Here is a 24,768-nt window from a genome sequence, read left to right on the forward strand (position 1 = left end):
CCGATTTACCCCCCGGCGAAATCCTTGCCGACGCAGGAGCGCACATGACTCAACATCCTGGCAACCCTGCTGGTCTGTCCGACCCGCACGATATCGATCTGTTCGAATTTGCGCGGAGTGGGCGCCAGGCCGCGGGTGTCGTGCGCGTCTCGCAACTGCCGCGCATGTTAAACGAAGTCCCGGCAGAAGCGCCAGACCGCGATACCGCGTTCACCTGGCAAGCCGAAGGGGCGACGCAGCCGGAATTGCAGGACGACGGCACCGAGGGTCCGCAGCCTTATTTGAGGCTGGCGATTCACGGCGCTGCATGGCTCGAATGTCAGCGGTGCATGACACCGTATTTACAGTCGTTCAACGTCGACGCAACTTACCGGATCGTCAACACTGAGGCGGAAGCCGAAGAGTTTCCGCTCGACGAGGATGAAGTCGAAGTGATCGTAGGCTCGCGCCAGTTCGATCTCATCGACTTGATCGAAGAAGAGTTGCTGCTTTCCTTGCCGCTCGTGCCCAAGCACGAGGTGTGTCCCGAAGTGCACGAGAGCCTCGTCTCTGGTGTGGCCGGTACAGAAGGCGACGGCGACGAGGCTGCGGCGGACGAAGCTGCTGAGGGTGGTGAACCCGAACGGCCCAATCCGTTTGCTGCGCTCGAAAGTCTCAAGCGCGGTGAGCCGGGCGACAAGAAGCACTGAACAGTTGCATGGGAGCGCGAAGCGGGCGCATTGGCCATTCGGTCGATGGCGGACACCGGGTCGGGCTGTGTTAGAATTCGGAAAATTTTTAGGAGTTAGTCATGGCAGTTCAACAAAATAAGAAGTCGCCGTCGAAGCGCGGCATGCACCGTTCGCACGATTTCCTGACGACAGCGCCGCTGGCCGTCGAGCCGAGCACGGGTGAAGTGCATCTGCGTCACCACATCAGCCCGAACGGCTACTATCGCGGTAAGAAAGTCGTCAAGACGAAGAACGACTAATCGTCTCACTGCGTTGCGCCCTTGGCGTTTCGCGTGGCGATCAGCTCGCTTGACATTTTCCCGGCTCGGCAAAAAGGCGGCATTCATCTGCCGCTTTTTTGTGTCGATTGCAATTGGCGCTTTGGCGCTCACTGCGGTCCCATGCAGGGAGCCTGAAATTCGTCGCACTCCATGACAGTAAAGCTCACGATAGATTGCATGGGAGGCGACCACGGCCCGTCCGTGACCGTTCCCGCTGCCGTCAACTTCGTTCGTTCGCATCCTGATGCTGAGCTGTTGCTCGTCGGCATTGAGGGTGCGATTCGTGCGCAGCTGAAAAAGTTGAAGGCTCAGGACCTGCCGGCGCTGACCGTCGTACCTGCTTCCGAGATCGTCGCCATGGACGATCCGGTCGAAGTCGCGCTGCGCAAGAAAAAAGACTCATCCATGCGCGTGGCGCTGAATCGCGTCAAGGAAAACGAGGCGCAAGCCTGTATTTCCGCCGGCAATACCGGCGCGCTGATGGCGGTCTCCCGCTATGTGCTGAAAACGCTGTCGGGCATCGAACGCCCGGCCATCGCGTTCGCGCTGCCGAATCCCGATGGATATACGATGATGCTCGATCTGGGCGCTAACGTCGACTGCGAGCCGCAGCATCTGCTGCAGTTCGCGGAGATGGGGCACGCGCTCGTGTCCGCGCTCGAGAGTAAGGAGCGGCCCACCATCGGGCTGCTCAACATCGGCGAAGAAGTCATCAAGGGCAACGAAACCATCAAACGTGCCGGCGAACTGCTGCGCGCGAGTACACTTAACTTCCACGGCAACGTCGAAGGCAACGACATCTTCAAAGGCACGGTTGACGTAATCGTCTGTGACGGGTTTGTCGGCAATGTCGCGCTGAAGACGTCGGAAGGTCTCGCCCAGATGCTGACCAACATCATCAAGGAAGAGTTCGGCCGCTCGTGGCTCACCAAGGTGATGGCGGTGCTCGCAATGCCGGTATTGATGCGTTTCAAGAAACGGGTCGATCATCGGCAATACAATGGTGCCGCGTTGCTGGGCCTGCGTGGGCTGGTGATCAAGAGCCACGGCTCGGCGGATGCCTACGGGTTTGAGTGGGCTATCAAACGCGGGTATGATGCCGTCAAAAACGGCGTGCTGGAGCGCCTTGCGCGAGCAATGGAAGAGAATGCAGGTTCTCTCGAACAGGCGGCGCGCGACGCAAGCGGTGCGGGCCACGCAAGCCCGATCGCAGGCCAGCCGGCCGAGCCCTACGCTGCGCAATCCTCGAAGGCATAATGGCTCAATCAACAATTTACTCCCGTGTGCTGGGGACCGGCAGCTACCTGCCGCCCGGACGCGTCACCAACCAGGATCTGGCCGAACGTCTCGCCAGAGAGGGCGTTGAAACCAGCGACGAATGGATCGTTGCCCGCACGGGCATCCACGCGCGCCATTTCGCTGAACCCAATGTCACCACCAGCGATCTTGCGCTGATCGCCTCGCAGCGTGCGATCGAAGCGGCTGATATCGATCCGCAATCCATCGATCTGATCATCGTTGCAACCTCCACGCCCGACTTTGTGTTTCCGAGCACGGCGTGTCTGTTGCAGAACAAGCTCGGTATCAAGAATCACGGCGCGGCATTCGACGTGCAGGCCGTCTGTTCCGGCTTTGCTTATGCGGTTGCGACGGCGGACAGCTTTATTCGCAGCGGTCAGCATCGCACGGCGCTCGTGATCGGCGCGGAAACCTTCTCGCGCATTCTCGATTTCAAGGACCGCACCACCTGCGTGCTGTTCGGCGACGGCGCCGGCGCGGTGATCCTGCAGGCGTCCGAAGAGCCGGGCGTATTGGCGAGCGCTTTGCACGCCGATGGCAGTCACTCGAACATTCTGTGCACGCCGGGCAATGTGAACGGCGGTGTGATCGAGGGCAGCGCGTTCCTGCATATGGATGGGCAGGCGGTGTTCAAGCTCGCGGTCAATGTGCTCGAAAAGGTCGCGGTCGAAGCACTCACAAAAGCGAATCTGTCGGCCGAACAGATCGACTGGCTGATTCCGCACCAGGCCAATATCCGCATCATGCAAAGCACCTGTCGCAAGCTTGGCTTGCCGCAGGAGCGCATGGTCGTCACGGTGGGCGAACACGGCAATACGTCGGCTGCGTCCATTCCGCTCGCATTCGACGTCGCGGTGCGCGACGGCCGCATCAAGCGCGGCCAGAACGTGCTGATCGAAGGTGTCGGCGGCGGCTTCACGTGGGGCGCGTCAGTTATCCGCTACTGATAGCGGCGACGTTATGGCGGGCGCTCTTCGCGGCGCTCCATTACGCTTGAGCGCGCCCGCGATCAACCGGGCGTGCCACCCACATCTGACAACATCGATTTTGGGGACGATATGAAATTTGCGTTCGTTTTTCCTGGGCAAGGTTCGCAGTCGGTCGGCATGCTCAACGCATTCGCCGATCACGCAATCGTGCGTGAGACGGTTCAGGAAGCATCCGATGCGCTCAATCAGGACCTCGGCAAGCTGATTGCCGAAGGCCCCGCCGAAGATCTGAACCTCACCACCAATACCCAGCCTGTCATGCTGACCGCCGCGTATGCGATTTATCGCGCGTGGCAGCAGGCGGGCGGCCCGAAGCCGGCCATCGTCGCCGGTCATAGCCTCGGCGAATACACGGCGCTGGTCGCGGCGGGCGCGATCGCGTTCCGCGATGCCGTGCCGCTCGTGCGTTTTCGTGCGCAAGCCATGCAAACGGCGGTGCCGGTCGGCGTGGGCGGCATGGCCGCGATTCTCGGCCTCGATGACGATACGGTGCGCGCGGTTTGTGCCGAAGCGTCGGTCGCCGGCGTTGTCGAAGCGGTGAACTTCAACGCGCCGGCGCAAGTCGTGATCGCGGGTCACAAGGCCGCAGTCGAAAAGGCTTGCGAAGTCGCGAAGGCAAAGGGCGCAAAGCGCGCGCTGCCGCTGCCGGTTTCGGCACCGTTTCACTCGTCGCTGCTCAAGCCGGCGTCGGATCAATTGCGCGAATATCTGGCTGGAGTCGACGTGCAAGTGCCGTCGATTCCGGTGCTCAACAACGTCGACGTCGCGGTGGTCAACGAGCCGGCCAAGATCAAGGACGCGCTGGTGCGCCAGGCAGCAGGTCCGGTGCGTTGGGTCGAAAGCGTGCAGGCAATGGCGGCGCAAGGCGTCACGCACGTGATCGAATGCGGTCCTGGCAAGGTCCTCGCAGGCTTGACGAAGCGCATCGACGGCAATCTGGTCGGCGCTTCGGTGTTCGACCCGGCTTCGCTCGAAGAAACGCTCAAGCTCGTGACGGCGGCCTGAACGCCGCTTCATACGGCGCAGGCTCGGCCTCAAGAACCAACCAGCCCTTCGAAAGGGCATCCGGACTGACAGATGGAAAAGACTCTCGACAAGCAAATCGCAATCGTGACGGGCGCGTCGCGCGGCATTGGCCGTGCGATCGCGATGGAGCTGGCGCGCCAGGGCGCGACGGTGATCGGCACGGCAACCAGCGAAAGCGGCGCGGCGGCGATCAGCGAAGCCTTTAACGCAGCCGGTGTGAGCGGCCGCGGCGCGGTGCTCAACGTGAACGACGCTGCCGCTGCCGAAGCGCTGATCGACGGCACCGTGAAGGAGTTCGGCGCGCTGCACGTGCTGGTGAACAATGCCGGGATCACGCAGGATCAGCTCGCCATGCGCATGAAGGACGACGACTGGGATGCGGTGATCGACACCAATCTCAAGTCCGTTTTTCGTCTGTCGCGCGCGGTGCTGCGCCCGATGATGAAGGCGAAGGGCGGCCGTATCATCAACATTACCTCGGTGGTCGGCTCGGCCGGCAACCCGGGGCAGGTCAATTATGCCGCCGCGAAAGCGGGCGTTGCGGGCATGACGCGTGCGTTGGCGCGTGAGATCGGCAGCCGTGGCATCACGGTGAATTGCGTTGCGCCGGGCTTCATCGATACCGACATGACCAAGACCCTGCCGGAAGATCAGCAAACCGCGCTGAAAACGCAGATTCCGCTCGGCCGCCTTGGCAGTCCGGACGATATCGCGCATGCCGTGGCGTTCCTTGCATCGCCGCAAGCGGGGTATATCACCGGCACGACACTGCATGTGAACGGCGGAATGTACATGTCGTAACCAAATTCGGTTACTATCCGCGCCTTGATGCGTTTGCAAAAGCGTAAGGCGCATGCCTTGACAGGAACCCGATGCGCCGCTTTTTTGCCGGGTCAAACCTGATAAAATGCGCGCACCTGTATTTTTGAACTTCTTTTCCCTTGGAGGGGTAATGGACAATATCGAACAGCGCGTCAAGAAGATCGTCGCAGAACAACTGGGCGTTGCAGAAGCTGAGATCAAGAACGAAGCTTCGTTCGTGAACGACCTCGGCGCCGACTCGCTCGACACCGTTGAACTCGTGATGGCCCTCGAAGACGAATTCGGCATGGAAATTCCGGATGAAGAAGCCGAGAAGATCACCACCGTTCAACAAGCGATCGACTACGCTCGCGCGAACGTCAAGGCCTAAAGTCATTCGCGCCTGCGTTTCTGCGTTGGCGGCGTATGACGCTCTGCCGTGCCGGTTTCCGGCGCCAGCAGGGCTGGCGCTTTTTGCGGCGCCGGTTGCCATGCAGGAGCAAGCGATGTTGACAGCGCATTTTTCCGCGCGATTGCCGAGATAAACAGCCACAGGGCACACAGGGCAAGTTCCTGTGGCCGCTGTGGCTTTTGCTTTTGTCATCTATGAAAAAGGGGTTACCGTGAGCCGCCGTCGTGTTGTTGTTACAGGCCTGGGGCTGATTTCGCCTGTTGGCAATAATGTTGCCGACGGCTGGGCCAATCTGGTCGCCGGCAAGTCGGGTATTGCCAATATCACGAAGTTCGATGCGTCGAACTTTTCGACTCGTTTCGCCGGCGAGGTGAAGGGCTTCAATATCGAGGACTACATTCCCGGTAAGGAAGCGCGCCACATGGATACGTTCATCCATTACGGCGTCGCAGCCGGCATCCAGGCGATGCAGGACAGCGGCCTCGAAGTCACCGACGAGAATTCGGAGCGCATCGGCGTGGTGGTCGGTTCGGGCATCGGCGGCCTGCCGATGATCGAAGTGACGCAAACCGAACTGCTGAACCGCGGCCCGCGCCGTATTTCGCCGTTCTTCGTGCCGGCGTCGATCATCAACATGATCTCGGGCCATCTGTCGATCAAGTTCGGCATCAAGGGTCCGAATCTGGCGATCGTGACCGCATGTACCACGGGTCTGCACTGTATCGGCGAGGCTTCACGCCTGATCGAATACGGCGACGCCGACGTGATGATCGCCGGCGGTGCGGAGTCCACCGTGTCGCCGCTCGGTATCGGCGGCTTTGCGGCGGCCCGTGCGCTGTCGCAACGCAACGACGATCCGGCAACGGCGAGCCGTCCGTGGGACAAAGACCGCGACGGTTTCGTGCTGGGTGAGGGCGCTGGCGTGATGGTGCTCGAAGAGTACGAACACGCGAAGGCACGCGGCGCGAAGATTTACGCCGAAGTCAGCGGCTATGGGATGAGCGGCGACGCCTATCACATGACCGCGCCGCTGGAAGACGGCGACGGCGCGCGCCGCTGTATGCTGGCCGCGATGAAGAACGCGGGCATCAACGCCGATCAGGTGAATTATCTGAACGCGCACGGCACGTCCACGCCGCTTGGCGACCTGGCTGAAACCACCGGCATCAAGCGCGCTTTCGGCGACCACGCCAAAGACATGGTCGTGAATTCGACCAAGTCGATGACCGGTCACCTGTTGGGCGGCGCCGGCGGTCTGGAGTCTGTGTTCACCGTGCTGGCCGTGCATCATCAGGTGTCGCCGCCGACGATCAACATCTTCAATCAGGATCCGGCCTGCGATCTCGACTACTGCGCGAACACCGCGCGGGAGATGAAGATCGACGTCGCGCTGAAGAACTCGTTCGGGTTCGGCGGCACGAACGGCACGCTCGTCTTCAAGCGCGCCTGATCGCCTGATCGTTTGGTGATACGTCAGTCGAAAACGCCGGCTTGCCCGGCGGTTCCCCCCGGATCGGCAACGTTCGGCGGAGCGTCGCAACGCATTGCGTTGCGGCCTTCCGCCGCCATGCGCGCCGCTTCGGGGGTGTTCATCCTGATCGCGACGCTGGCTGCCTATCGCTGTTTCGCCGCGCATCTGGGCGCGTGGCAGGCGGTTCCGCTGACGTTTGCCGTGTGGGCGCTGCTGATGCTCTGCGCGGTAAAACATGAGCATGCGCAACCCGTCGCGCTGAAAATCGGCCCGGACGGTCTGTCTGCCTGGGACCGGGCAGGTGGTTTGCTGACGCAGGGCCGCATTGCCGGCTGTTCGCAATGGAGCGGGCGCCTGCTCGTTCTGGCGCTGGCGCCGGACCACGGGCGCTCCCGCACGTTACTTCTTGCCGCCGACGCGCTTCCAGCGCCCGTTTTCCGGGAGCTCGCCGTGCTGGGCCGGCATGGCGCCGGTGCGTGACTGTAACGACTGTAACCGCTGTTACCGGAGTAACGTGCCGCGATGATGGGGACGCTACAATGGTCCCCCGCCATGCGCCCTATAGTTAACGGATTTATCAGGTGAGCGAAAAAGAAATTGATCAGGTGCTGGTCGAGCGCGTCCAGAAGGGCGACAAGGCCGCGTTCGAGCTTCTGGTCTCCAAATACCACCGTAAGATTCTCCGGCTGATCTCGCGCCTCGTGCGCGACCCGGCCGAAGTGGAAGACGTCGCCCAGGACGCCTTTATCAAGGCGTACCGGGCGTTGCCGCAGTTTCGTGGGGAATCGGCTTTTTATACGTGGTTGTACCGGATTGCCGTCAATACGGCTAAGAACTACCTTGCGACCCAGGGGCGGCGCGCGCCGACTTCGACCGAAGCAGATGCTGAAGAAGCTGAAACTTTCTCGGACGCCGACCAACTAAGGGATATCAACACGCCCGAGTCGATGTTGATGAGCAAGCAGATCGCTGAGACGGTCAATGCTGCGATGGCGGTTTTACCGGAAGAGTTGCGCACCGCCATTACTCTTCGTGAAATTGAAGGTTTGAGTTACGAGGAAATCGCTGAGATGATGGGTTGCCCAATTGGCACAGTCAGATCACGAATTTTCCGTGCTCGCGAAGCCATTGCGGCAAAATTGCGTCCGTTGCTTGACACACCTGAAGGCAAGCGCTGGTAAACACTGGCTCGCCGGACGGGGCGCGGGTGCAATATCTGGATTAGTGGTGTCACTACGGGGTATTCGTAAGATGGGGAGCATCATGGGGTCGGTCTCGATGCAATCGCAAGCCAGCTCGCGCGGCGAGCGTCTGTCCGCTTTTGTCGACGGTGAGCTGTTCGGCGAAGAGCATCTGAACACGTTTGTTTCCGAACTGGGTGGCGAGGATCGTGCCGCCTGGTCGTGCTATCACCTGATCGGCGACGCATTGCGCTCCGACGATCTGGCGGTCAGCCCGGCGGCGAGCAGCGCGTTCCTGAGCGGTTTTGCCGCGCGTTTCGACGACGAGCCGCACCTGCTCGCGCCGGCTGCCATGCCGGTTGCGCGTCGTTTGCTGGCGCTGCGCCGCCGTGTTGTGCCGGCCTTCGCAGTTGCCGCTGCCGCCGCCACGCTGACGTGGATCGTTGTGCCGCAACTGCAAGGCGTGCCGGGCGGTCCAGGCGTTGCGCAGGTCGCGTCGCTCCAGTCACATGGCGATTCGCTGCAACGCGTGGCCATGGCATCGGTGCCTGTCGCGACGGTCCAGCCGGTCGCGCAAGACGCCAACATCATTCGTGACGCAAGTCTCGATCAGTATCTGGAAGCGCATCAGCAATTCGCGCAGCAGCCGGTCATGCCGGGCTCGATGCCGCTGATTCGCGCTGCCGCAGTTTCTACGCAAGGCCAATAGTTTGATGCAGACTCCGCGGTTGATTAAAACGACTATCTGGGGGCGGCTGCCGGCATTTCTGTTCTGCGCAGCCGTATTGTTGTCCGCTACACCGCGGGTCTTTGCCCAAACCGACGATCCACTCGTTGCCCGTCGCACGGCTGCGGAGCTGCTCGATCGCATTCATCAGGCCGCCCAGCAGCAGAACTACGAGGGCGCGTTCGTCTATCAGCGCGGCAATTTTGTTCAAACGTCGCGGATTTCGCACTACGCGACCCGTGCTGACGGCGAATTCGAGCAACTCGAAAGCCTCGACGGCAAGCCGCGCAAAATGCTTCGCCATAACGAAGATCTCTACACGTTCGTGCCGGAGCGGCATCTGTGTGTGGTCGAGAAGCGCCAGAACAAGGATTCGTTCCCCGCACTGCTGGCCGTAAGCGGCGAGCAGGTGCTGTCCGTGTACGAGCCGAAGCTGCTTGGCGACGACCGCGTCGCGGGTATCGACAGCCAGGTGATCGAGCTCGACCCGAAAGACGCATACCGTTTTGCTTACAAGCTGTGGGCCGACAAGAAGACCGGCCTGCTACTGCGCGCACAAACGCTTGACCCGAGCGGTCAGGTGCTCGAGCAATTGTCGTTTTCGCAGATTCGTATCGGTGTGCCGGTCGACAAGACTCCCATTATCAACGGCATTCGTAATCTGGCGGGCTGGACGGTAGTGCGGCCGCCGGTGGAGCCGGTCGATATGGCCGCGCAAGGCTGGCTGATCACGCCGACCGTGCCGGGCTTCCACAAGATTCGCGAGTTGCGTCGCCCCATGGCTGCGCGCGACGCGGGCCAACCGACCATTCCGGTCGATCAGGCAGTGTTCTCCGACGGCCTCGCGGCCATTTCGGTGTTTGTCGAACCGGTCGAGAACAATACTCGCAAGGAAGGGGCGGGCAGCAGTGGCGCCACGCACGTGCTAGTCAAGCGGCGCGGCGACTTCTGGATTACCCTGCTTGGTGAAGTGCCCCAGACCACATTGCAGCAATTTGCGTCTGCCATAGAATATAAAGCTCCGAAGTAATCTTCCGAATCACACGAATCCCTCGGCTTGCTACGATATGACGACTTTCTCGGTGCGCAAATTCCTCGCGGCCGCGGTGGTAGTGGCGTGTTTGCCGCTCATGCCGCACACGGCGTCGGCGGCTCCTGCAGCAGCCAATCTGCCCGACTTCACTGACCTCGTCGACAAGGTCGGCCCAGCCGTCGTCAACATTCGCACCACCACGCGCGTGTCGAACAGCGGTGCCCGTGGCGGATTGCCGCCCGGCATGGACGACGGCGATATGTCGGAGTTTTTCCGTCGCTTCTTCGGTATTCCGTTGCCGCAGTCGCCTCAATCGCCGGGTTCGCCGCGCGGTGGCGATAACGGCGGGAGCGGGAGCGGCGGCAGCCAGGACTCGCCGGATAACAGCGATGCCGAACAGAACAGCGGTGTTGGCTCGGGCTTCATTCTGTCGGCTGACGGCTACGTGATGACCAACGCGCACGTCGTGGACGACGCGGATACGATTTACGTCACGCTCACCGACAAGCGCGAATTCAAGGCCAAACTGATTGGCGTGGACGATCGGACCGATGTTGCCGTCGTGAAGATCAGCGCCGCTAATTTGCCGACCATCACGATCGGCGATTCGAACAAGGTCCGGGTGGGCGAATGGGTGGTCGCGATCGGTTCGCCGTTCGGCCTCGAGAACACCGTGACGGCCGGTATCGTCAGCGCCAAAGGGCGCGACACGGGCGACTATCTGCCGTTCATCCAGACCGACGTAGCCGTCAACCCGGGTAATTCAGGCGGTCCGCTGATCAATATGCAGGGCGAAGTGATCGGCATCAATTCGCAGATTTATAGCCGTACCGGCGGCTTCATGGGTATTTCCTTCGCGATTCCGATCGACGAGGCGATGCGCGTGGCCGATCAGTTGAAAACTTCGGGTAAGGTCGTGCGCGGCCGGATCGCTGTGGCGATCGGCGAGGTGACGAAAGACGTGGCCGACTCGCTCGGTCTGCCGAAGGCGCAGGGCGCGCTGGTCAGCAGCGTCGAGCCGGGCGGTCCGGCGGACAAGGCCGGCGTGCAGCCTGGCGATATCATCCTCAAGTTCAACGGCCATTCGGTCGACACGGCAACGGATCTGCCGCGCATGGTTGGCGATACCAAGCCGGGCACCAAGTCGACCATTACGATCTGGCGCAAGGGTCAGACGCGCGATTTGCCGGTCACGATTGCCGAGATGCAGCCGGACAAGACCATCAAGGCGGATGATAAAAAGCCGCCGGCGCCGAAGCAGCGCGCCACGAACGTGTTGGGTCTTGCTGTCAGCGATATCCCGGCTGATCAGATGAAGGCGCTGAAGCTGCGCAACGGTGTGCAGATCGACGCGGTAGATGGCCCGGCGGTGCGCGTCGGACTGCAAAAGGGCGACATCGTCTTGCGTGTGGGCGATACGGATATCACGAGCGCGAAACAGTTCGACGAAGTGATTTCGCACCTCGACTCGCAGAAGATGGTCGCGCTGCTGGTTCGTCGTGGCGAGAACACGCAGTTCGTGCCGATTCGCCCGCGCAGCACTCAGAAATGACGGGAGTGGCGCCGCTCACGCTATACGGGCGCGCGTGGTGTCACCTGTGCGACGACATGCGTGCCGCACTTGAGCCTTTACTGGTTGAATTCGGCGCGCAGGTCGTCGTGATCGACATCGACACGGATCCGGTGCTGGAAGCCCGTTATAACGAACTGGTGCCGGTTCTGGTCTGCGACGGCGTCGAACTGTGTCACTATCATCTTGATGCGGCGCGGGTTCGTACCGCGCTCGCCGCACGTTTTGCGGCGGCGCCTTAGGGATCCGCGCGTTAGGAGCCTTGCATCTGGCTGGTTTCCACGTATTTGGAGTCCATGCATCTGAAGCCGGATTAAGGGCTCAAACCAGATGCGAACATGCGTCGTCCACACCCCGTTTCACGCCTCTCCTGAGCCGTCTTTTCCGCCCGAGCCTCGCAAGATGCGCCGGGCGACAGCCTTTTCGGCTAAAATAGATAGGTTTTTCACCTACTTACAAGGCGTGCTCCGCTATTGTCCGAGCGCGCCTTTTTTGCTTGATCGGCACTGAATGGATCATATTCGTAACTTCTCGATCATTGCGCACATCGACCATGGCAAGTCGACGCTCGCCGATCGCATCATCCAGATTTGCGGTGGTTTGTCCGACCGTGAGATGGAATCTCAAGTGCTCGACTCGATGGATCTCGAGCGCGAGCGCGGCATCACCATCAAGGCGCAAACTGCTGCACTGACGTACAAGGCCCGTGACGGGCAGATCTATAACCTGAACATGATCGACACGCCGGGCCACGTCGACTTCTCGTATGAAGTCAGCCGCTCGCTGTCCGCCTGTGAAGGCGCGTTGCTGGTCGTCGATGCAAGCCAGGGCGTGGAAGCGCAAACCGTGGCCAATTGCTACACGGCGATCGAACTCGGCGTCGACGTGATTCCGGTACTCAACAAGATCGATTTGCCGGCTGCGAATCCCGAGAACGCAATCGCGGAAATCGAAGACGTGATCGGCATCGACGCAACCGACGCCACGCATTGCAGCGCGAAGACCGGCCTCGGTGTGGAAGACGTGCTCGAAGCGCTGATCGCCAAGGTGCCGCCGCCCAAGGGCGACCCGGAAGCACCGCTGCAAGCGCTGATCATCGACTCCTGGTTCGACAACTACGTGGGCGTTGTGATGCTGGTGCGTATCGTCAACGGCACGCTGCGTCCGAAAGACAAGATCCGCATGATGGCGACAGGTGCACAGTACCCGGTCGAGCATGTCGGCGTGTTCACGCCGAAGTCGAAAAACCTCGAATCGCTGTCCGCTGGGCAGGTGGGCTTCATCATCGCCGGTATCAAGGAGTTGGCCGCCGCGAAGGTGGGCGACACCGTTACGCTGGTGAATCGTCCTGCTCCCGAGCCGCTGCCGGGCTTCAAGGAAGTGAAGCCGCAGGTGTTCGCAGGCCTCTATCCGGTCGAAGCGAACCAGTACGACGCGCTGCGCGATTCGCTGGAAAAGCTGAAGCTGAACGACGCTTCGTTGATGTACGAGCCCGAAGTGTCGCAGGCACTCGGTTTCGGTTTCCGTTGCGGCTTCCTCGGCCTGCTGCACATGGAAATCGTGCAGGAGCGGCTCGAGCGCGAGTTCGACATGGACCTGATCACCACGGCGCCGACCGTCGTGTACGAAGTCCTGCAGCGCGACGGCACGACCATCATGGTCGAAAATCCGGCCAAGATGCCGGAACCCTCGAAGATCGAGGAAGTGCGCGAGCCGATCGTCACCGTCAATCTGTACATGCCGCAAGACTATGTCGGCTCGGTGATCACGCTGTGCACGCAAAAGCGCGGCACGCAGATCAACATGCAGTATCACGGCCGTCAGGTGCAGTTGACCTATGAAATCCCGATGGGCGAAGTCGTGCTCGATTTCTTCGATCGTCTGAAGTCGATCTCGCGCGGTTATGCGTCGATGGATTACGAGTTCAAGGAATACCGCGCGGCGGATGTCGTGAAGGTCGACATGCTGATCAACGGCGACAAGGTGGATGCATTGTCCGTGATCGTGCACCGTTCGCAGAGCCAGTATCGCGGCCGCGAAGTGGCGTCGAAAATGCGGGAGCTGATTCCGCGTCAAATGTACGACGTGGCGATCCAGGCGACCATCGGTGCGAATATTATCGCCCGCGAGAACATTAAAGCGTTGCGTAAGAACGTGCTGGCAAAATGCTACGGCGGCGATATTAGCCGTAAGAAGAAACTGCTGGAAAAGCAAAAGGCAGGCAAGAAGCGAATGAAGCAGGTCGGGTCCGTCGAGATTCCGCAAGAGGCTTTCCTCGCGATTCTGCGTGTCGAAGACAAATAAGACGAACAACGGAACCCTATGAATTTTGCGCTGATTCTTTTTGTGCTCGTCATTTTGACGGGCGTCGCATGGGTCGCAGACAAACTGGTTTTCATGCCGCAACGGCGCCGCGCGGCGGACGCCGTGGTCGCGGAGTTCGATCGCCAGCAGGCACGCGTCGGCGAACGTTTCGCCGACGAAAACGCGGCGCAAACACGCGCCCGTCTGCGTGACGACAAGCTGCGTCAGCCCTGGTGGCTCGAGTATTCGGCGAGCTTCTTCCCGGTGATTCTGGTGGTGTTCGTGGTGCGCTCGTTCGTGGTGGAACCCTTCAAGATTCCGTCGGGTTCGATGGTGCCGACGCTGCTGGTGGGCGACTTCATCCTCGTCAATAAATTCGACTACGGTCTGCGTCTGCCGATCACCAACACGAAGGTCACTGAAGGCCGCCCGCTCGAGCGTGGCGACGTGGTGGTGTTCCGCTACCCGAAAGACGAGTCCGTCGACTACATCAAGCGCGTGATCGGCCTGCCGGGCGACACGGTCGCTTATCAGGACAAGCAACTGACGATCAACGGCAAGCCCGTACCGGAAACGCCGCTGCCTGACTATCTCGACGAAGAACGCCTCGGCTACGCCAAGCAATTCGAAGAAGATATCGACGGCCGCAAGAACGCGATTCTGAACAACCCGGCTGTGCCGCCGTTCATCGTCGGCGCAGAAGATTATCCGTATCGCGATAACTGCACGTACAACGCACGCGGCGTGATCTGCAAAGTGCCGCCTGGCAATTACTTCATGATGGGCGACAACCGCGATAACAGCGCGGATAGCCGCTACTGGGGTTTCGCGCCGGACAAGAATATTGTGGGTCGCGCGTTTTTTATCTGGATGAACTTCAGCGATCTGAAACGCATCGGCCCATTCCACTGAGCACGCATGCCTTGATTGCACGACACGCCGCGCAGGTGGCCCACACTTAGGGCACATCGGTCGCGGCGTGTTAGCACGCTACTTTAAGAATCTGCGGTAACGTCGCTTCACCATGCTTTTTCCGCTGGCCGTCCCGCGTTTTCGCCGGGACAGGCGCCCGCGTTATACTCTGCCCATGCCCCTATCTCCGTTGGAAAGCCGTCTGCGCTACGAATTTCGCAATGCGGAATTGTTGCGCCAGGCTTTAACGCACCGCAGTCATAGTTCCACGCATAACGAACGGCTCGAGTTTCTCGGCGACTCCGTCCTGAATTGCGCGGTGGCTGCGCTTTTGTTCCAACGTTTCGGCAAACTGGACGAAGGCGATCTGTCGCGCGTCCGCGCCAATCTGGTCAAGCAGCAGTCGCTCTACGAGATTGCTCAGGCCCTTAATATTTCCGAAGGCCTGCGCCTTGGTGAAGGCGAATTGCGCAGCGGCGGCTTCCGCCGCCCGTCGATCCTTGCAGACACGCTGGAAGCCGTGCTGGGCGCGGTGTTTCTCGACGGCGGCTTCGATGCCGCGCAAACGGTCATCAAGCGTCTTTACGTGCCGATTCTCGATCACATCGACCCGCGCACGCTCGGCAAAGACGCCAAGACGCTGCTGCAGGAATACCTGCAGGGTCACAAGATCGCGTTGCCCACATACACGGTTGTTGCAACGCATGGTGCGGCGCACAATCAACAATTTGAAGTCGAATGCACGGTGCCCAAGCTGGACGTCAAGGTGTCTGGTTCCGGTGCGAGCCGTCGCGCGGCTGAGCAGGCTGCGGCCAAGAAGGCGCTTGACGAGGTGATGGCCGCGGCGCCTGCCGTGGTTGCCAAGCCCAAGCGTTCGAAAGGCGCTCGTGCTGCGAAGAACGCCGAACAGGAGATCGTGCCCGGTGTGACCGGCGTGCAGGCCGCGCTCGATTTGCGCAGCCCGGATCGCAAGAACGAGCGGGGGGCTGGGCGAGGCGAGACCCGTACTGCGCCGGTGGCTGAGCCCGCTGTTGTGACCTCCGCGCCGCTGGCCGTAATTCGGGCCGCACACGTGGAATACAGCGGACAGGACAAGTCGGAGCGCACGGACAGGTCGGAAAGAACGGACCGGGCAATGGCTCACGTGAGTGACAAACCTGCTGACAAAGCGGCGGCAGATAAGTCAGTCGACAAGCTGGACGCCAAATCTGGTGAGACCAGATCCGAAGGCGCAAAGCCTGCAGAAGCCAAATCGGAAGCCGCTGTCCGCATCGCCGACAAACACCGCAGCCGGGACACCACACCCGGCGCAGCCGTGCCCACGCCCGCCGTGCCGGCACCCATCGAACACGAACCCGGCGTAGCCGACGCGGCGCAAACCCGCGTCGCCGATGCGGGCCATTGAATGCCATCGGCACGCCAATCCGCGCGCGTCGATCTGAACTTGCCGTAGCCCGAATATGAACGCTCCCACTCCCACTGGTTTTCGCTGCGGCATGGTCGCGATCGTCGGCCGCCCGAACGTCGGCAAGTCCACGCTGATGAACGCGCTGGTCGGCCAGAAGGTCAGTATCACGTCGCGCAAGGCGCAGACTACCCGCCATCGCATCACCGGCATTCACACGTTTGAAGACGCGCAGTACATCTTCGTCGACACGCCGGGTTTCCAGACCAAACACAGCGGCGCGCTGAACCGCTCGCTCAACCGCGCGGTCACGTCCACGCTGAGTTCGGTCGACGCGATTCTGTTCGTGATCGAAGCTGGCCGCTTCGGCCCGGACGACCAGAAGGTGCTCGACCTGATTCCGCCGTCGGTGCCCACACTGCTGATCGCGAACAAGCTCGATCGCGTGGCGGATAAGGATTCGCTGTATCCGTTCATGCAGCAGGTGAGCGCCCTGCGTCAGTTCAACGAGATTGTGCCGCTGTCGGCGAAGAATCCGGACGACATCAAGCGTTTGCTGGAGACGATCAAACCGTTCCTGCCGGAAGGCGCGCCGATCTACGGCGAAGACGACCTGACCGATCGTAGTGAGCGCTTTCTTGCCGCCGAAATCCTGCGCGAAAAAGTGTTTCGTTGGACAGGTGACGAACTGCCGTACACGAGCACCGTGCTGATTGACAAGTTCGAAACCGAAGGGCGTCTGCGGCGTATTTTCGCGACCATCCTGGTGGAGCGCGATACGCAGAAGGCGATGATCATCGGCCAGAAGGGCGCCAAGCTGAAGCAGATCAGCACCGAAGCACGCCTCGATATGGAAAAGCTGTTCGACGGCCCGGTGTATCTGGAAACCTTCATCAAGGTGAAGAGCGGCTGGGCTGACAACGAAGCCGGACTCCGTGCGTATGGGTACGAATGACGCGTGGATGACGCTGAATTCCGACGCTGACCCGGACGACGCGGCGCCGGCAGTGCCGGCGCGCGAGCCGTCCAAACCCGCGCGCAGTGCCAGAAAAATTTCCTCGGGCGCCAGAAACACTCAGGGTGCTCAAAGCGCTGTCCAAGGCGCCGAAGGCGAGCCGCGCAAAGCGCCCGCGCGCCGTGCGCCGCGCACTTCCGCTTCCGATTACCGGATCGCCGAGCAACCCGCTTTCGTCCTGCATAGCTATCCGTACCGTGAGACCAGTCTGATCATCGACGTGCTGTCACGCGATCACGGCCGGCTCGCACTCGTCGCGAAGGGCGCGAAGCGTCCGCACTCCGCGTTGCGCGGCGTGCTGCAGACCTTCCAGCCGCTCGCGTTGTCCTGGTCCGGCAAATCCGAAGTGCGCACGCTGACCGGCGCCGAATGGGTTGGTGGCATGTTGCCTTTAGCGGGCGACGCGCTGCTCTGCGGTTTCTACGTCAACGAATTGCTGGTCAAATTCTGCGCGCGTGAAGACCCGCATCCACAACTGTTCCATCACTACGTCGTCACCATGACGCGCCTCGCGCATGATGAACCGCCCGTGCAGGTGCTGCGTTCGTTCGAATGTGTGCTGCTGCGGGAAACCGGTTATGCGATGGCGCTCGATCGCACCGTCTCACGCAGAGCCGTGCAGGCCGACGGCCGCTATGTGTTCGATCCGGAGCGCGGCGTGCGCGAGGCCTCCGACGACCTGCCCGCGCAATGGCCGGTCATCGCCGGACAGACCTTGCTCGATATGGAAAAGGACGATTACCATCGAGCGCAGACGGTAGCGCAAAGCAAAACGCTGATGCGCTTTCTGCTCAACACCTACCTTGGCGGCACGCCGCTCGCGACGCGCCAGATACTGATCGACTTGCAGAACTTATGAGCTTCTTTCTTACGTCGCCGAATGTGATTGACCTGGGCGTGAACATCGATCACGTCGCCACGCTGCGCAACGCGCGCGGCACCTCTTATCCGGATCCGATCCGCGCCGCGTTGATGGCCGAAGAGGCGGGTGCCGATGTCATCACGCTGCATCTGCGCGAAGATCGTCGCCATATCGTCGATGCCGACGTGCGCAAGCTGCGTCCGCTGTTGAAAACCCGCATGAATCTGGAGTGCGCGGTCACGCAGGAGATGCTCGACATCGCGTGCGAGGTGCAGCCGCACGACGTGTGCCTCGTGCCGGAAAAGCGTCAGGAATTGACGACTGAAGGCGGTCTCGACGTTGCCGGTCAGTTCGAAGCCGTGCGCGCCGCATGCAAGCAACTCGCCGCTGCGAACTCGCGGGTGTCGCTCTTTATCGATCCGGACGAAACGCAAATCCGTGCCGCGCATGAAGCCGGGGCGCCGGTGATCGAATTGCACACCGGCCGTTATGCCGAAGCGCACGACCCCGCCGAGCAGCAGCGCGAGTACGAGCGCGTGGTGCGCGCGGTCGAGTTCGGCGCCACGCTCGGCATCAAGGTCAACGCGGGTCACGGGCTGCATTACACCAACGTTCAGCAGATCGCCGCGATCAAAGGTATCGTCGAGTTGAATATCGGCCACGCGATCGTCGCGCATGCGATTTTCGCGGGCTGGGACAACGCCGTGCGCGAGATGAAGGCGATCATGGTCGCCGCGCGTCTCGGCGCAAGCGCGTAATGCCGCGGCGCCGCCCATGACGATCTACGGCATCGGTACGGACATCGTTCAGGTCAGCCGCGTGGCCGCGGTGATGACGCGCACCAATGGCCGCTTTGCGGAGAAAGTGCTCGGTCCGGACGAACTGCGCGTTTATCACGCACGCCATGCGCGCTCAGCGGCCCGTGGACTTGCATTTCTCGCCACGCGATTCTCGGCCAAGGAAGCATTTTCGAAAGCGATCGGCCTCGGCATGCGCTGGCCGATGACCTGGCGTGCGCTGCAAACGCTCAACAAGCCGAGCGGCGAACCGATGGTGGTGGCATCGGGCGAACTGGCTGAATGGCTCGACGCGCGCGGCATCACGGCACGTGTGACGATCAGCGACGAACGCGATTACGCCGTGTCCTTCGTGATTGCTGAAACAGGAGCGGTGGTGCAAGAGCCCCCTGCCCCGCGCCCGCCCGCCAGCGACGAATAAAAAATCTTGAACGCGGCGCACGTCGGCCGTGTCTTTCTTTGCTCTCAGGCTTTTTCTAGCGAAAACCGATGAAAACCACTCCCGGACCGGTCATGCTCGACGTGGTCGGCACCACGCTGAATCACGACGATAAACGCCGCCTTGCGCATCCAATGACCGGCGGCGTGATCCTGTTCGCGCGCCATTACGAAAGCCGCGCGCAACTGATCGCGCTCACCGATTCGATTCGCGCGATCCGCGACGATCTGCTGATTGCGGTCGACCACGAAGGCGGCCGCGTGCAGCGCTTTCGCACCGACGGCTTTACCGTGCTGCCGGCGATGGGCAAGCTCGGTGCATTGTGGGACAGCGACGTGCTGCACGCCACCAAAGTGACCACCGCGGTCGGCTATATCCTTGCGGCTGAATTGCGCGCGTGCGGCATCGATATGAGTTTTACGCCGGTGCTCGATCTGAATTACGGCCAGTCGCAGGTGATCGGCGATCGCTCGTTTCATCGCGATCCGCGCGTCGTGGCCTTGCTGGCGAAGAGCCTGAATCACGGCCTTGCGTTGGCCGGCATGAGCAATTGCGGCAAGCATTTCCCGGGGCACGGCTTTGCGCATGCGGACTCGCACGTTGCCATGCCGGTCGATGACCGTTCGCTCGAAGCAATTTTGCGCGACGACGTGGCACCGTACGACTGGCTCGGTGTGTCGCTTGGCGCCGTGTTGCCCGCCCATGTGGTTTATCCGCAAGTCGACTCGAAGCCGGCGGGTTTCTCGCGTGTCTGGCTGCAGGACATCTTGCGCAAAAAATTGCGCTTTGAGGGCGCTGTGTTCAGCGACGATCTCTCGATGGAAGCCGCGCGCCAGGGCGGCACACTGACGGAAGGCGCGAGCGCGGCGCTGGAGGCCGGTTGCGACATGGTGCTGATCTGCAATCAGCCGGACGAGGCGGAGAAGGTGCTGGATGCGCTGCGCTTCACGCCGTCGAAGGAGTCACAGCAGCGGCTTAAGCGCATGCGTCCGCGCGGCAAGGCGCTTAAATGGAGCAAGCTGGTTGCCGAGCCGCAGTATCTGCAAGCGCAGGCCTTGCTGCGCAGCGCGTTCGCATAAATCCAGATGCGCAACCGGTAATCAGCGGACCAGCGGATCAACGGATCAACGGATCAACGGATCAACGTCTCGAGCGTTTGCATCGAGCAAAAAAACGGCGCTTTTTTCAGGCGCCGTTTTTTTTATTCAAACCGGGCTAGCCACGCGGCCAGCCCGGCCTCGTCAATTCAACCGCATCCGTTGCAGCTTGTTATACAGCGTCTTCGGACTGATCCCGAGCAGCGATGCAGCGCGATGGCGCGTCCCGCCGACTGCGTCGAGCGTCGCACGGATCAGCATTTCCTCGACGTCCGCGAGCGGGGTGCCGACGGTGACCTGCACACGGCTGCCGTTCAGATCGCGTCCGTTTGCCGAGCTCGCTTCATCGGCGCGCAGCGATTCCAGCACGTCCCCCGAGGCTTGATATGCCCGGCGCACGCGGTCCTGTAACTCGCGCACATTGCCCGGCCAGTCGTACGAAAGACATTCGCGCAGGAAATTCGGTCCGATCTGCTTGGCCACCTCCGCCGTTCCACGCGAAGTTGCTTCGTGATTCAGCTCATCGACCACGGCTTGCGCGATCAGCGCCGGATCGTCGCCGCGCTCGCGTAACGGCGGCAGCGTGATAGCCGCCGCTTCCAGACGCAGCGCGAGGTCCTGATGCAAGCTGCCATCAGCAACCGCCGCGCGCGGGCTTTTGCGTGTCGATGCGATCAGCCGGAAATCGGTCGCCACCTGATTGGTGCCGCCGACTCGCATGAAGGTCTGCGAATCCAGGGCGCGCAGCAGCGCTTCCTGCTGGGCACGCGGCAGTTCGGCGATTTCTTCGATGAACAGCGTGCCGCCGCTGGCTTGCTCGAACAGCCCCGGTTCGCGCTGGTCCGCGCCGCTGAACGCGCCGCGCTCATGGCCGAACAGCAGACTGTCGAGCGAGCGGTGCGCCGCAAGGCTGCCTGCGCTCCGGCAATCGAATGTGACAAACGGCCCTTTGCGGCGCCGGCTCATGTCGTGCAGCGTGCGCGCGGCAATCTGCTTGCCCGTGCCGGCTTCGCCGGAAATCAGCACGGCGGCTTCGGTCGGCGCGATATGCTCGATCGTGTCGTACACGTGCTGGACCGCGCCGCTGCGGCCCAATAATGAGCCGAAACGGCCGAGTTGACGCAGCGACGCGCGCAGGGTCTGGACTTCCTCGGTCAGCTCGTATGGACGCGGAATCCGGGCGAGCAGACTGCGCAGACGCGGGATATTGACCGGCTTGAGCAGGTAATCCCAGATGCCATGCCGCAAACCCTCGATCGCGCTTTCGACTGTTGCGTTGCCGGTCATCACGATCACAGGCAAGGCGCCACCGGGCGGGTGCGCGGGCAGGTGCTGCAGCACATCGAGCCCGCTGCCGTCCGGCAGATTCAGATCGACCAGCACGACATCGGGAATAAAGCGTGTCAGCGCGGCCCGGGCCTCGGCGATGGTGGTCGCGGTGTCGACGGAGAAGCCGTCGGCGGCGAGGATGGCGGACAGGCCAGACAGGCTATTGGGATCGTCTTCAACAATCAGGGCATGTGGCATGGCGAGCGCTATTTTTAGATGGACGGAATACCCGGGACGCCGCGCCGGTACTCTGGCGCGCGAACTGGGCGCGATGGCTGGCCGGTAATGTTGTCGGTCGAACGCCGTACCGCGCGAGCAGTGCCTGCCACCGCGGCGTAACCGCCCCGGGCCGACTGGCATGGGCGTCGTGCAGATCGTGGGACACGATGTGCAAGCAGAGTTGGGGCGATTCGACTCATTTAGTTTCTGGGTCCTTTGCTTTTCAGTGGATGTCCGCTCTGATGCAATCCGGCGAATGGGCGGGCACCGGTATTTCCTTCATTCGACTGGTCAGAAATCCCGCTCACCGGCGAAGAGGCGTCCTATCTCAAACTTCATCTTTCTTCAGCGATGTCGTGATTCAGGTCGCATCCCAAGAGTTGGAGAGAGTTGGAGAAATAAAGCCTTAGTGACCTATGTCAGAGGGAAGCATGGATTATGCCAAAGCCAATTACTTAAGTTTATCAATGGTTTGTTCGACGCAGAGACGGGAGATAAACGGAGCGCACAGGCATTTTTTAGAAGAGTGCCGGTAAAGTTTTCCTCAACCATACACGGCGGCACAAAAAAGAAAAAGCGCCCAGTGCGGGCGCTTTTTTTTGCCATTTTTTTCACTGCGCCGGACGTGGGGACTTGGCTCCCGCGCAGGCTGCAGGCGCTTAGGCGCGGCTGCGATACTCGTGCGTACGCGTGTCGATTTCGATCTTGTCGCCGATGTTGCAGAAAAGCGGCACTTGCAGTTCGAAACCGGTGGTGAGCTTGGCGTTCTTCAACACCTTGCCCGACGACGTATCGCCCTTGACTGCCGGTTCCGTGTAGATGATTTCACGGACCAGCGTGGTCGGCAGTTCGACCGAGATGGCTTTGTCGTTGTAGAACACGACTTCGCAAGCCATGCCGTCTTCGAGGTAGTGAAGGGCGTCGCCCATCATTTCGCCTTCGACTTCGAACTGGTTGTAATCGGCGTCCATGAACACGTACATCGGGTCAGCGAAGTACGAGTACGTGACTTCCTTGCGTTCCAGCACTACGACGTCGAACTTGTCGTCTGCCTTGTACACGCTTTCCATGCCTGCGCCGGTCAGCAGGTTCTTGAACTTCATCTTGACGACGGCGGAGTTGCGGCCCGATTTGTTGTATTCGGCCTTTTGCACGACCATCGCGTCTGCGCCGATCATGACTACGTTGCCGGTGCGGAGTTCCTGTGCGGTCTTCATAAAACTGTCCTGTACGAAATAAGTAGCTTCAACTGTTGCTCAACGGCATACGGCGCAAGCGGATCGGCCTGCAGGGTTTGCCTCGCGAATTAGTCAGGCCAGCTAGCCTGGCGAATCTGCCAGACCAATTCGCGAGACGAATTCGAATTTACCAGACGAATTTGCCAACAAGATCGCTGCGATCGGGTCGCGCTTGTGTCGTCGGCCGTTGGATAACCGCTTATTTTAACTGAGTTTTTGCGAACAAGGCCAGATTTCCGGCGAGGTCGCCTATCAGGGCCAGTTCGCCGGCCCATTCGGCTGCGCGCCGCTTCAACACCGCGTGGTGACGCTGGAATTCCGCCCAGTCAGGCTTGCCGGCGCCGTTCCATGCGTGCCAGAAGCGCGCAAGGGCGTTCCGGGCATCGCCGGGCAGGGTGCGCGCGTAGTGGGCGAGCGCGGCGTCGAGCTTGGGCAGATGGGCGTCGTCGGCTTGCGGGTAGATGTGCCAGACAAAGGGTTTGGCGGCCCATTGGGCGCGTACGAACGAATCTTCGCCGCGCACGAAATTGACGTCGCTCGCCCACAGCAACGGGTCGTAGCCGGCTTGCGCGGTAAATGCGAGCGCGTGGGCACGGAGGCTGCCGCGCTCGGCGTGCGAACCCGCGGTGAACGACGGCAGGCCGAAAAAGCGCGCGACCGCTCCCGAAATGCGGCCTTCCGGCACCAGCAGAACAACCGGTTCGGCACTGTCGCGCCATTGTTCGAGCAGGCTGTCGACGGCGGGGTTTTCGTAGGCGAACAGCGAAATGACGGTGGCGGTGGCCGGGGGCGGCGCGCGGCCGGTGGTTTCCAGCCACCACGCCTCGCGCGCCGGTTGCGACGCCTCGAAGGCCATGCGCGCCGCGTCGAGATGTCGTTCTTTCAGCACGCCGCCCGTGCCGGGGCCGAGTCCGGGGAAAAAGAAGGTCTTGGTGAGCGGGTAGCGCGGGTGCGGCGACGGCCGCAGATGGAAGTCCGCAACCCAGTCTTCCGCGCTCAGATATTCGAGGTTCAACCAGGCCGGCGCGCGCTCGCGCCGCGCCATCGCGGCGACGTATGCCGGCGGCAACTCGCAGGCGAATGCCTCGATCACGACGTCAGCCACCTCGAGCGTGTCGCCTGCATGGGCCGGCTCCTGCCAGTGTTCAATGACGATGCCGCCGATCGTCTGGCGCGCGCGATCCAGCGCCAGCGAAGGGCACAGTTTCTGGAACGCGTGCAGGTCGTCAACGAATACGCGCACCAGCCAGCCGTGCTCGCTTGCCAGCTGGCGAGCGAGGCGCCAGCACACGCCGATGTCACCGAAATTGTCGATCACCGCGCAAAAGATATCGCAAGCGATCGCGGTGGGTGCGGTGACGGATTGTTCGGACGGCGGCGTGGTGGAGGACATGGGGCGTGGGTCGCGGAGTGGCACGGGTGGCGTGGAGAGGGCGCAAAGTCTTGCTGGCGGACGAATCGGCCGGGTGACCCGGCCGGTGACCCGAGCCGGTAACCCAGGCGGATCATGCGATCAGTTCGGCCGCCGGCTCGGCACCGCGCCATCGAAGCGTTCGATGCAGCAAGGTTCGAACGCGCGCGGAATGCTCTAAACTGGCGATTCTAAAGCACTCATCCGCGGTTTCGCGTCTAAACGGCCGCTTGACGCGCA

25 protein-coding genes are annotated in these 24,768 nt (G+C 61.5%); 22 read left to right on the top strand and 3 right to left on the bottom strand.

Annotation, left to right across the window (positions count from 1 at the left end; translation table 11 throughout):
- Positions 1-44 precede the first annotated feature (44 nt).
- The 22 genes from HWX91_RS30175 to nagZ all read left to right on the top strand — a co-directional run bounded on the left by HWX91_RS30175 (position 45) and on the right by nagZ (position 20,313).
- On the top strand, positions 45-689 hold the full coding sequence (locus tag HWX91_RS30175; RefSeq protein WP_028199208.1) for a DUF177 domain-containing protein: 645 nt from the start codon (positions 45-47) through the stop codon (positions 687-689).
- A 101-nt stretch (positions 690-790) separates the two neighbouring features.
- Positions 791-970, top strand: coding sequence for a 50S ribosomal protein L32 (gene rpmF, locus HWX91_RS30180; RefSeq protein ID WP_018421288.1), 180 nt, complete (start codon positions 791-793; stop codon positions 968-970).
- A gap of 171 nt (positions 971-1,141) precedes the next feature.
- Entirely contained in the window at positions 1,142-2,248 is a 1,107-nt protein-coding gene (gene plsX, locus HWX91_RS30185) for a phosphate acyltransferase PlsX (protein WP_028199207.1), read from the top strand.
- Positions 2,248-3,237, top strand: a complete 990-nt coding sequence (locus HWX91_RS30190; RefSeq protein ID WP_028199206.1) for a beta-ketoacyl-ACP synthase III — start codon at positions 2,248-2,250, stop codon at positions 3,235-3,237. The genes plsX and HWX91_RS30190 overlap by 1 nt, the downstream gene beginning before the upstream one ends.
- 111 nt (positions 3,238-3,348) lie before the next feature.
- On the top strand, positions 3,349-4,284 hold the full coding sequence (fabD, locus tag HWX91_RS30195) for an ACP S-malonyltransferase (protein WP_028199205.1): 936 nt from the start codon (positions 3,349-3,351) through the stop codon (positions 4,282-4,284).
- Positions 4,285-4,356: 72 nt separating this feature from the next.
- Complete coding sequence (gene fabG, locus HWX91_RS30200; RefSeq protein ID WP_028199204.1) at positions 4,357-5,106, top strand: 3-oxoacyl-ACP reductase FabG; 750 nt, start codon at positions 4,357-4,359, stop codon at positions 5,104-5,106.
- Positions 5,107-5,257: 151 nt separating this feature from the next.
- Entirely contained in the window at positions 5,258-5,497 is a 240-nt protein-coding gene (gene acpP / locus HWX91_RS30205; RefSeq protein WP_004197638.1) for an acyl carrier protein, read from the top strand.
- A gap of 232 nt (positions 5,498-5,729) precedes the next feature.
- A complete protein-coding gene (gene fabF, locus HWX91_RS30210; protein WP_028199203.1) occupies positions 5,730-6,968 on the top strand; it encodes a beta-ketoacyl-ACP synthase II in 1,239 nt (412 codons plus the stop codon).
- Between the two features lie 117 nt (positions 6,969-7,085).
- On the top strand, positions 7,086-7,469 hold the full coding sequence (locus HWX91_RS30215; RefSeq protein ID WP_028199202.1) for a protein YgfX: 384 nt from the start codon (positions 7,086-7,088) through the stop codon (positions 7,467-7,469).
- A gap of 101 nt (positions 7,470-7,570) precedes the next feature.
- Complete coding sequence (gene rpoE, locus HWX91_RS30220) at positions 7,571-8,170, top strand: RNA polymerase sigma factor RpoE (RefSeq protein WP_006051939.1); 600 nt, start codon at positions 7,571-7,573, stop codon at positions 8,168-8,170.
- A gap of 82 nt (positions 8,171-8,252) precedes the next feature.
- Positions 8,253-8,879: a sigma-E factor negative regulatory protein gene (locus HWX91_RS30225; protein WP_028199201.1), complete on the top strand. Its 627-nt coding sequence runs from the start codon at positions 8,253-8,255 to the stop codon at positions 8,877-8,879.
- A gap of 4 nt (positions 8,880-8,883) precedes the next feature.
- A complete protein-coding gene (locus HWX91_RS30230; protein WP_028199200.1) occupies positions 8,884-9,927 on the top strand; it encodes a MucB/RseB C-terminal domain-containing protein in 1,044 nt (347 codons plus the stop codon).
- A gap of 37 nt (positions 9,928-9,964) precedes the next feature.
- Positions 9,965-11,482, top strand: a complete 1,518-nt coding sequence (locus HWX91_RS30235) for a DegQ family serine endoprotease (protein ID WP_028199199.1) — start codon at positions 9,965-9,967, stop codon at positions 11,480-11,482.
- On the top strand, positions 11,479-11,742 hold the full coding sequence (locus tag HWX91_RS30240) for a glutaredoxin family protein (protein WP_028199198.1): 264 nt from the start codon (positions 11,479-11,481) through the stop codon (positions 11,740-11,742). Before HWX91_RS30235 ends, HWX91_RS30240 begins: the two co-directional genes overlap by 4 nt.
- A 268-nt stretch (positions 11,743-12,010) precedes the next feature.
- Positions 12,011-13,804: a translation elongation factor 4 gene (gene lepA / locus HWX91_RS30245; protein WP_028199197.1), complete on the top strand. Its 1,794-nt coding sequence runs from the start codon at positions 12,011-12,013 to the stop codon at positions 13,802-13,804.
- Between the two features lie 18 nt (positions 13,805-13,822).
- Complete coding sequence (gene lepB, locus HWX91_RS30250) at positions 13,823-14,716, top strand: signal peptidase I (RefSeq protein WP_028199196.1); 894 nt, start codon at positions 13,823-13,825, stop codon at positions 14,714-14,716.
- A gap of 175 nt (positions 14,717-14,891) precedes the next feature.
- Positions 14,892-16,121, top strand: coding sequence for a ribonuclease III (rnc, locus tag HWX91_RS30255; protein ID WP_028199195.1), 1,230 nt, complete (start codon positions 14,892-14,894; stop codon positions 16,119-16,121).
- Positions 16,122-16,176: 55 nt separating this feature from the next.
- On the top strand, positions 16,177-17,076 hold the full coding sequence (gene era, locus HWX91_RS30260; protein WP_028199194.1) for a GTPase Era: 900 nt from the start codon (positions 16,177-16,179) through the stop codon (positions 17,074-17,076).
- Positions 17,063-17,995 (top strand): DNA repair protein RecO, encoded by a 933-nt coding sequence (gene recO / locus HWX91_RS30265; RefSeq protein ID WP_028199193.1) that lies wholly within the window; start codon positions 17,063-17,065, stop codon positions 17,993-17,995. The genes era and recO overlap by 14 nt, the downstream gene beginning before the upstream one ends.
- Complete coding sequence (gene pdxJ, locus HWX91_RS30270) at positions 17,992-18,756, top strand: pyridoxine 5'-phosphate synthase (protein ID WP_028199192.1); 765 nt, start codon at positions 17,992-17,994, stop codon at positions 18,754-18,756. The genes recO and pdxJ overlap by 4 nt, the downstream gene beginning before the upstream one ends.
- A gap of 16 nt (positions 18,757-18,772) precedes the next feature.
- Positions 18,773-19,216 carry a holo-ACP synthase gene (acpS, locus tag HWX91_RS30275; protein WP_028199191.1) on the top strand — a complete coding sequence of 148 codons (444 nt, stop codon included), beginning with the start codon at positions 18,773-18,775 and terminating at the stop codon, positions 19,214-19,216.
- 68 nt (positions 19,217-19,284) lie between these two features.
- Positions 19,285-20,313, top strand: a complete 1,029-nt coding sequence (nagZ, locus tag HWX91_RS30280; protein WP_028199190.1) for a beta-N-acetylhexosaminidase — start codon at positions 19,285-19,287, stop codon at positions 20,311-20,313.
- A 162-nt stretch (positions 20,314-20,475) separates the two neighbouring features.
- Here the strand turns inward: nagZ and HWX91_RS30285 are convergent, their stop codons facing one another.
- From HWX91_RS30285 to earP, 3 genes are all read right to left on the bottom strand, one after another.
- Positions 20,476-21,858, bottom strand: coding sequence for a sigma-54-dependent transcriptional regulator (locus tag HWX91_RS30285; RefSeq protein WP_028199189.1), 1,383 nt, complete (start codon positions 21,856-21,858; stop codon positions 20,476-20,478).
- Positions 21,859-22,538: 680 nt separating this feature from the next.
- Positions 22,539-23,096 (bottom strand): elongation factor P, encoded by a 558-nt coding sequence (gene efp, locus HWX91_RS30290; protein WP_028199188.1) that lies wholly within the window; start codon positions 23,094-23,096, stop codon positions 22,539-22,541.
- 220 nt (positions 23,097-23,316) lie between these two features.
- Positions 23,317-24,510 carry an elongation factor P maturation arginine rhamnosyltransferase EarP gene (gene earP / locus HWX91_RS30295; protein ID WP_028199187.1) on the bottom strand — a complete coding sequence of 398 codons (1,194 nt, stop codon included), beginning with the start codon at positions 24,508-24,510 and terminating at the stop codon, positions 23,317-23,319.
- Between the last annotated feature and the right edge of the window lie 258 nt (positions 24,511-24,768).

This window comes from Paraburkholderia fungorum (assembly GCF_902833645.1).
In the GTDB taxonomy this organism is placed as follows: Bacteria; Pseudomonadota; Gammaproteobacteria; order Burkholderiales; family Burkholderiaceae; genus Paraburkholderia; species Paraburkholderia fungorum.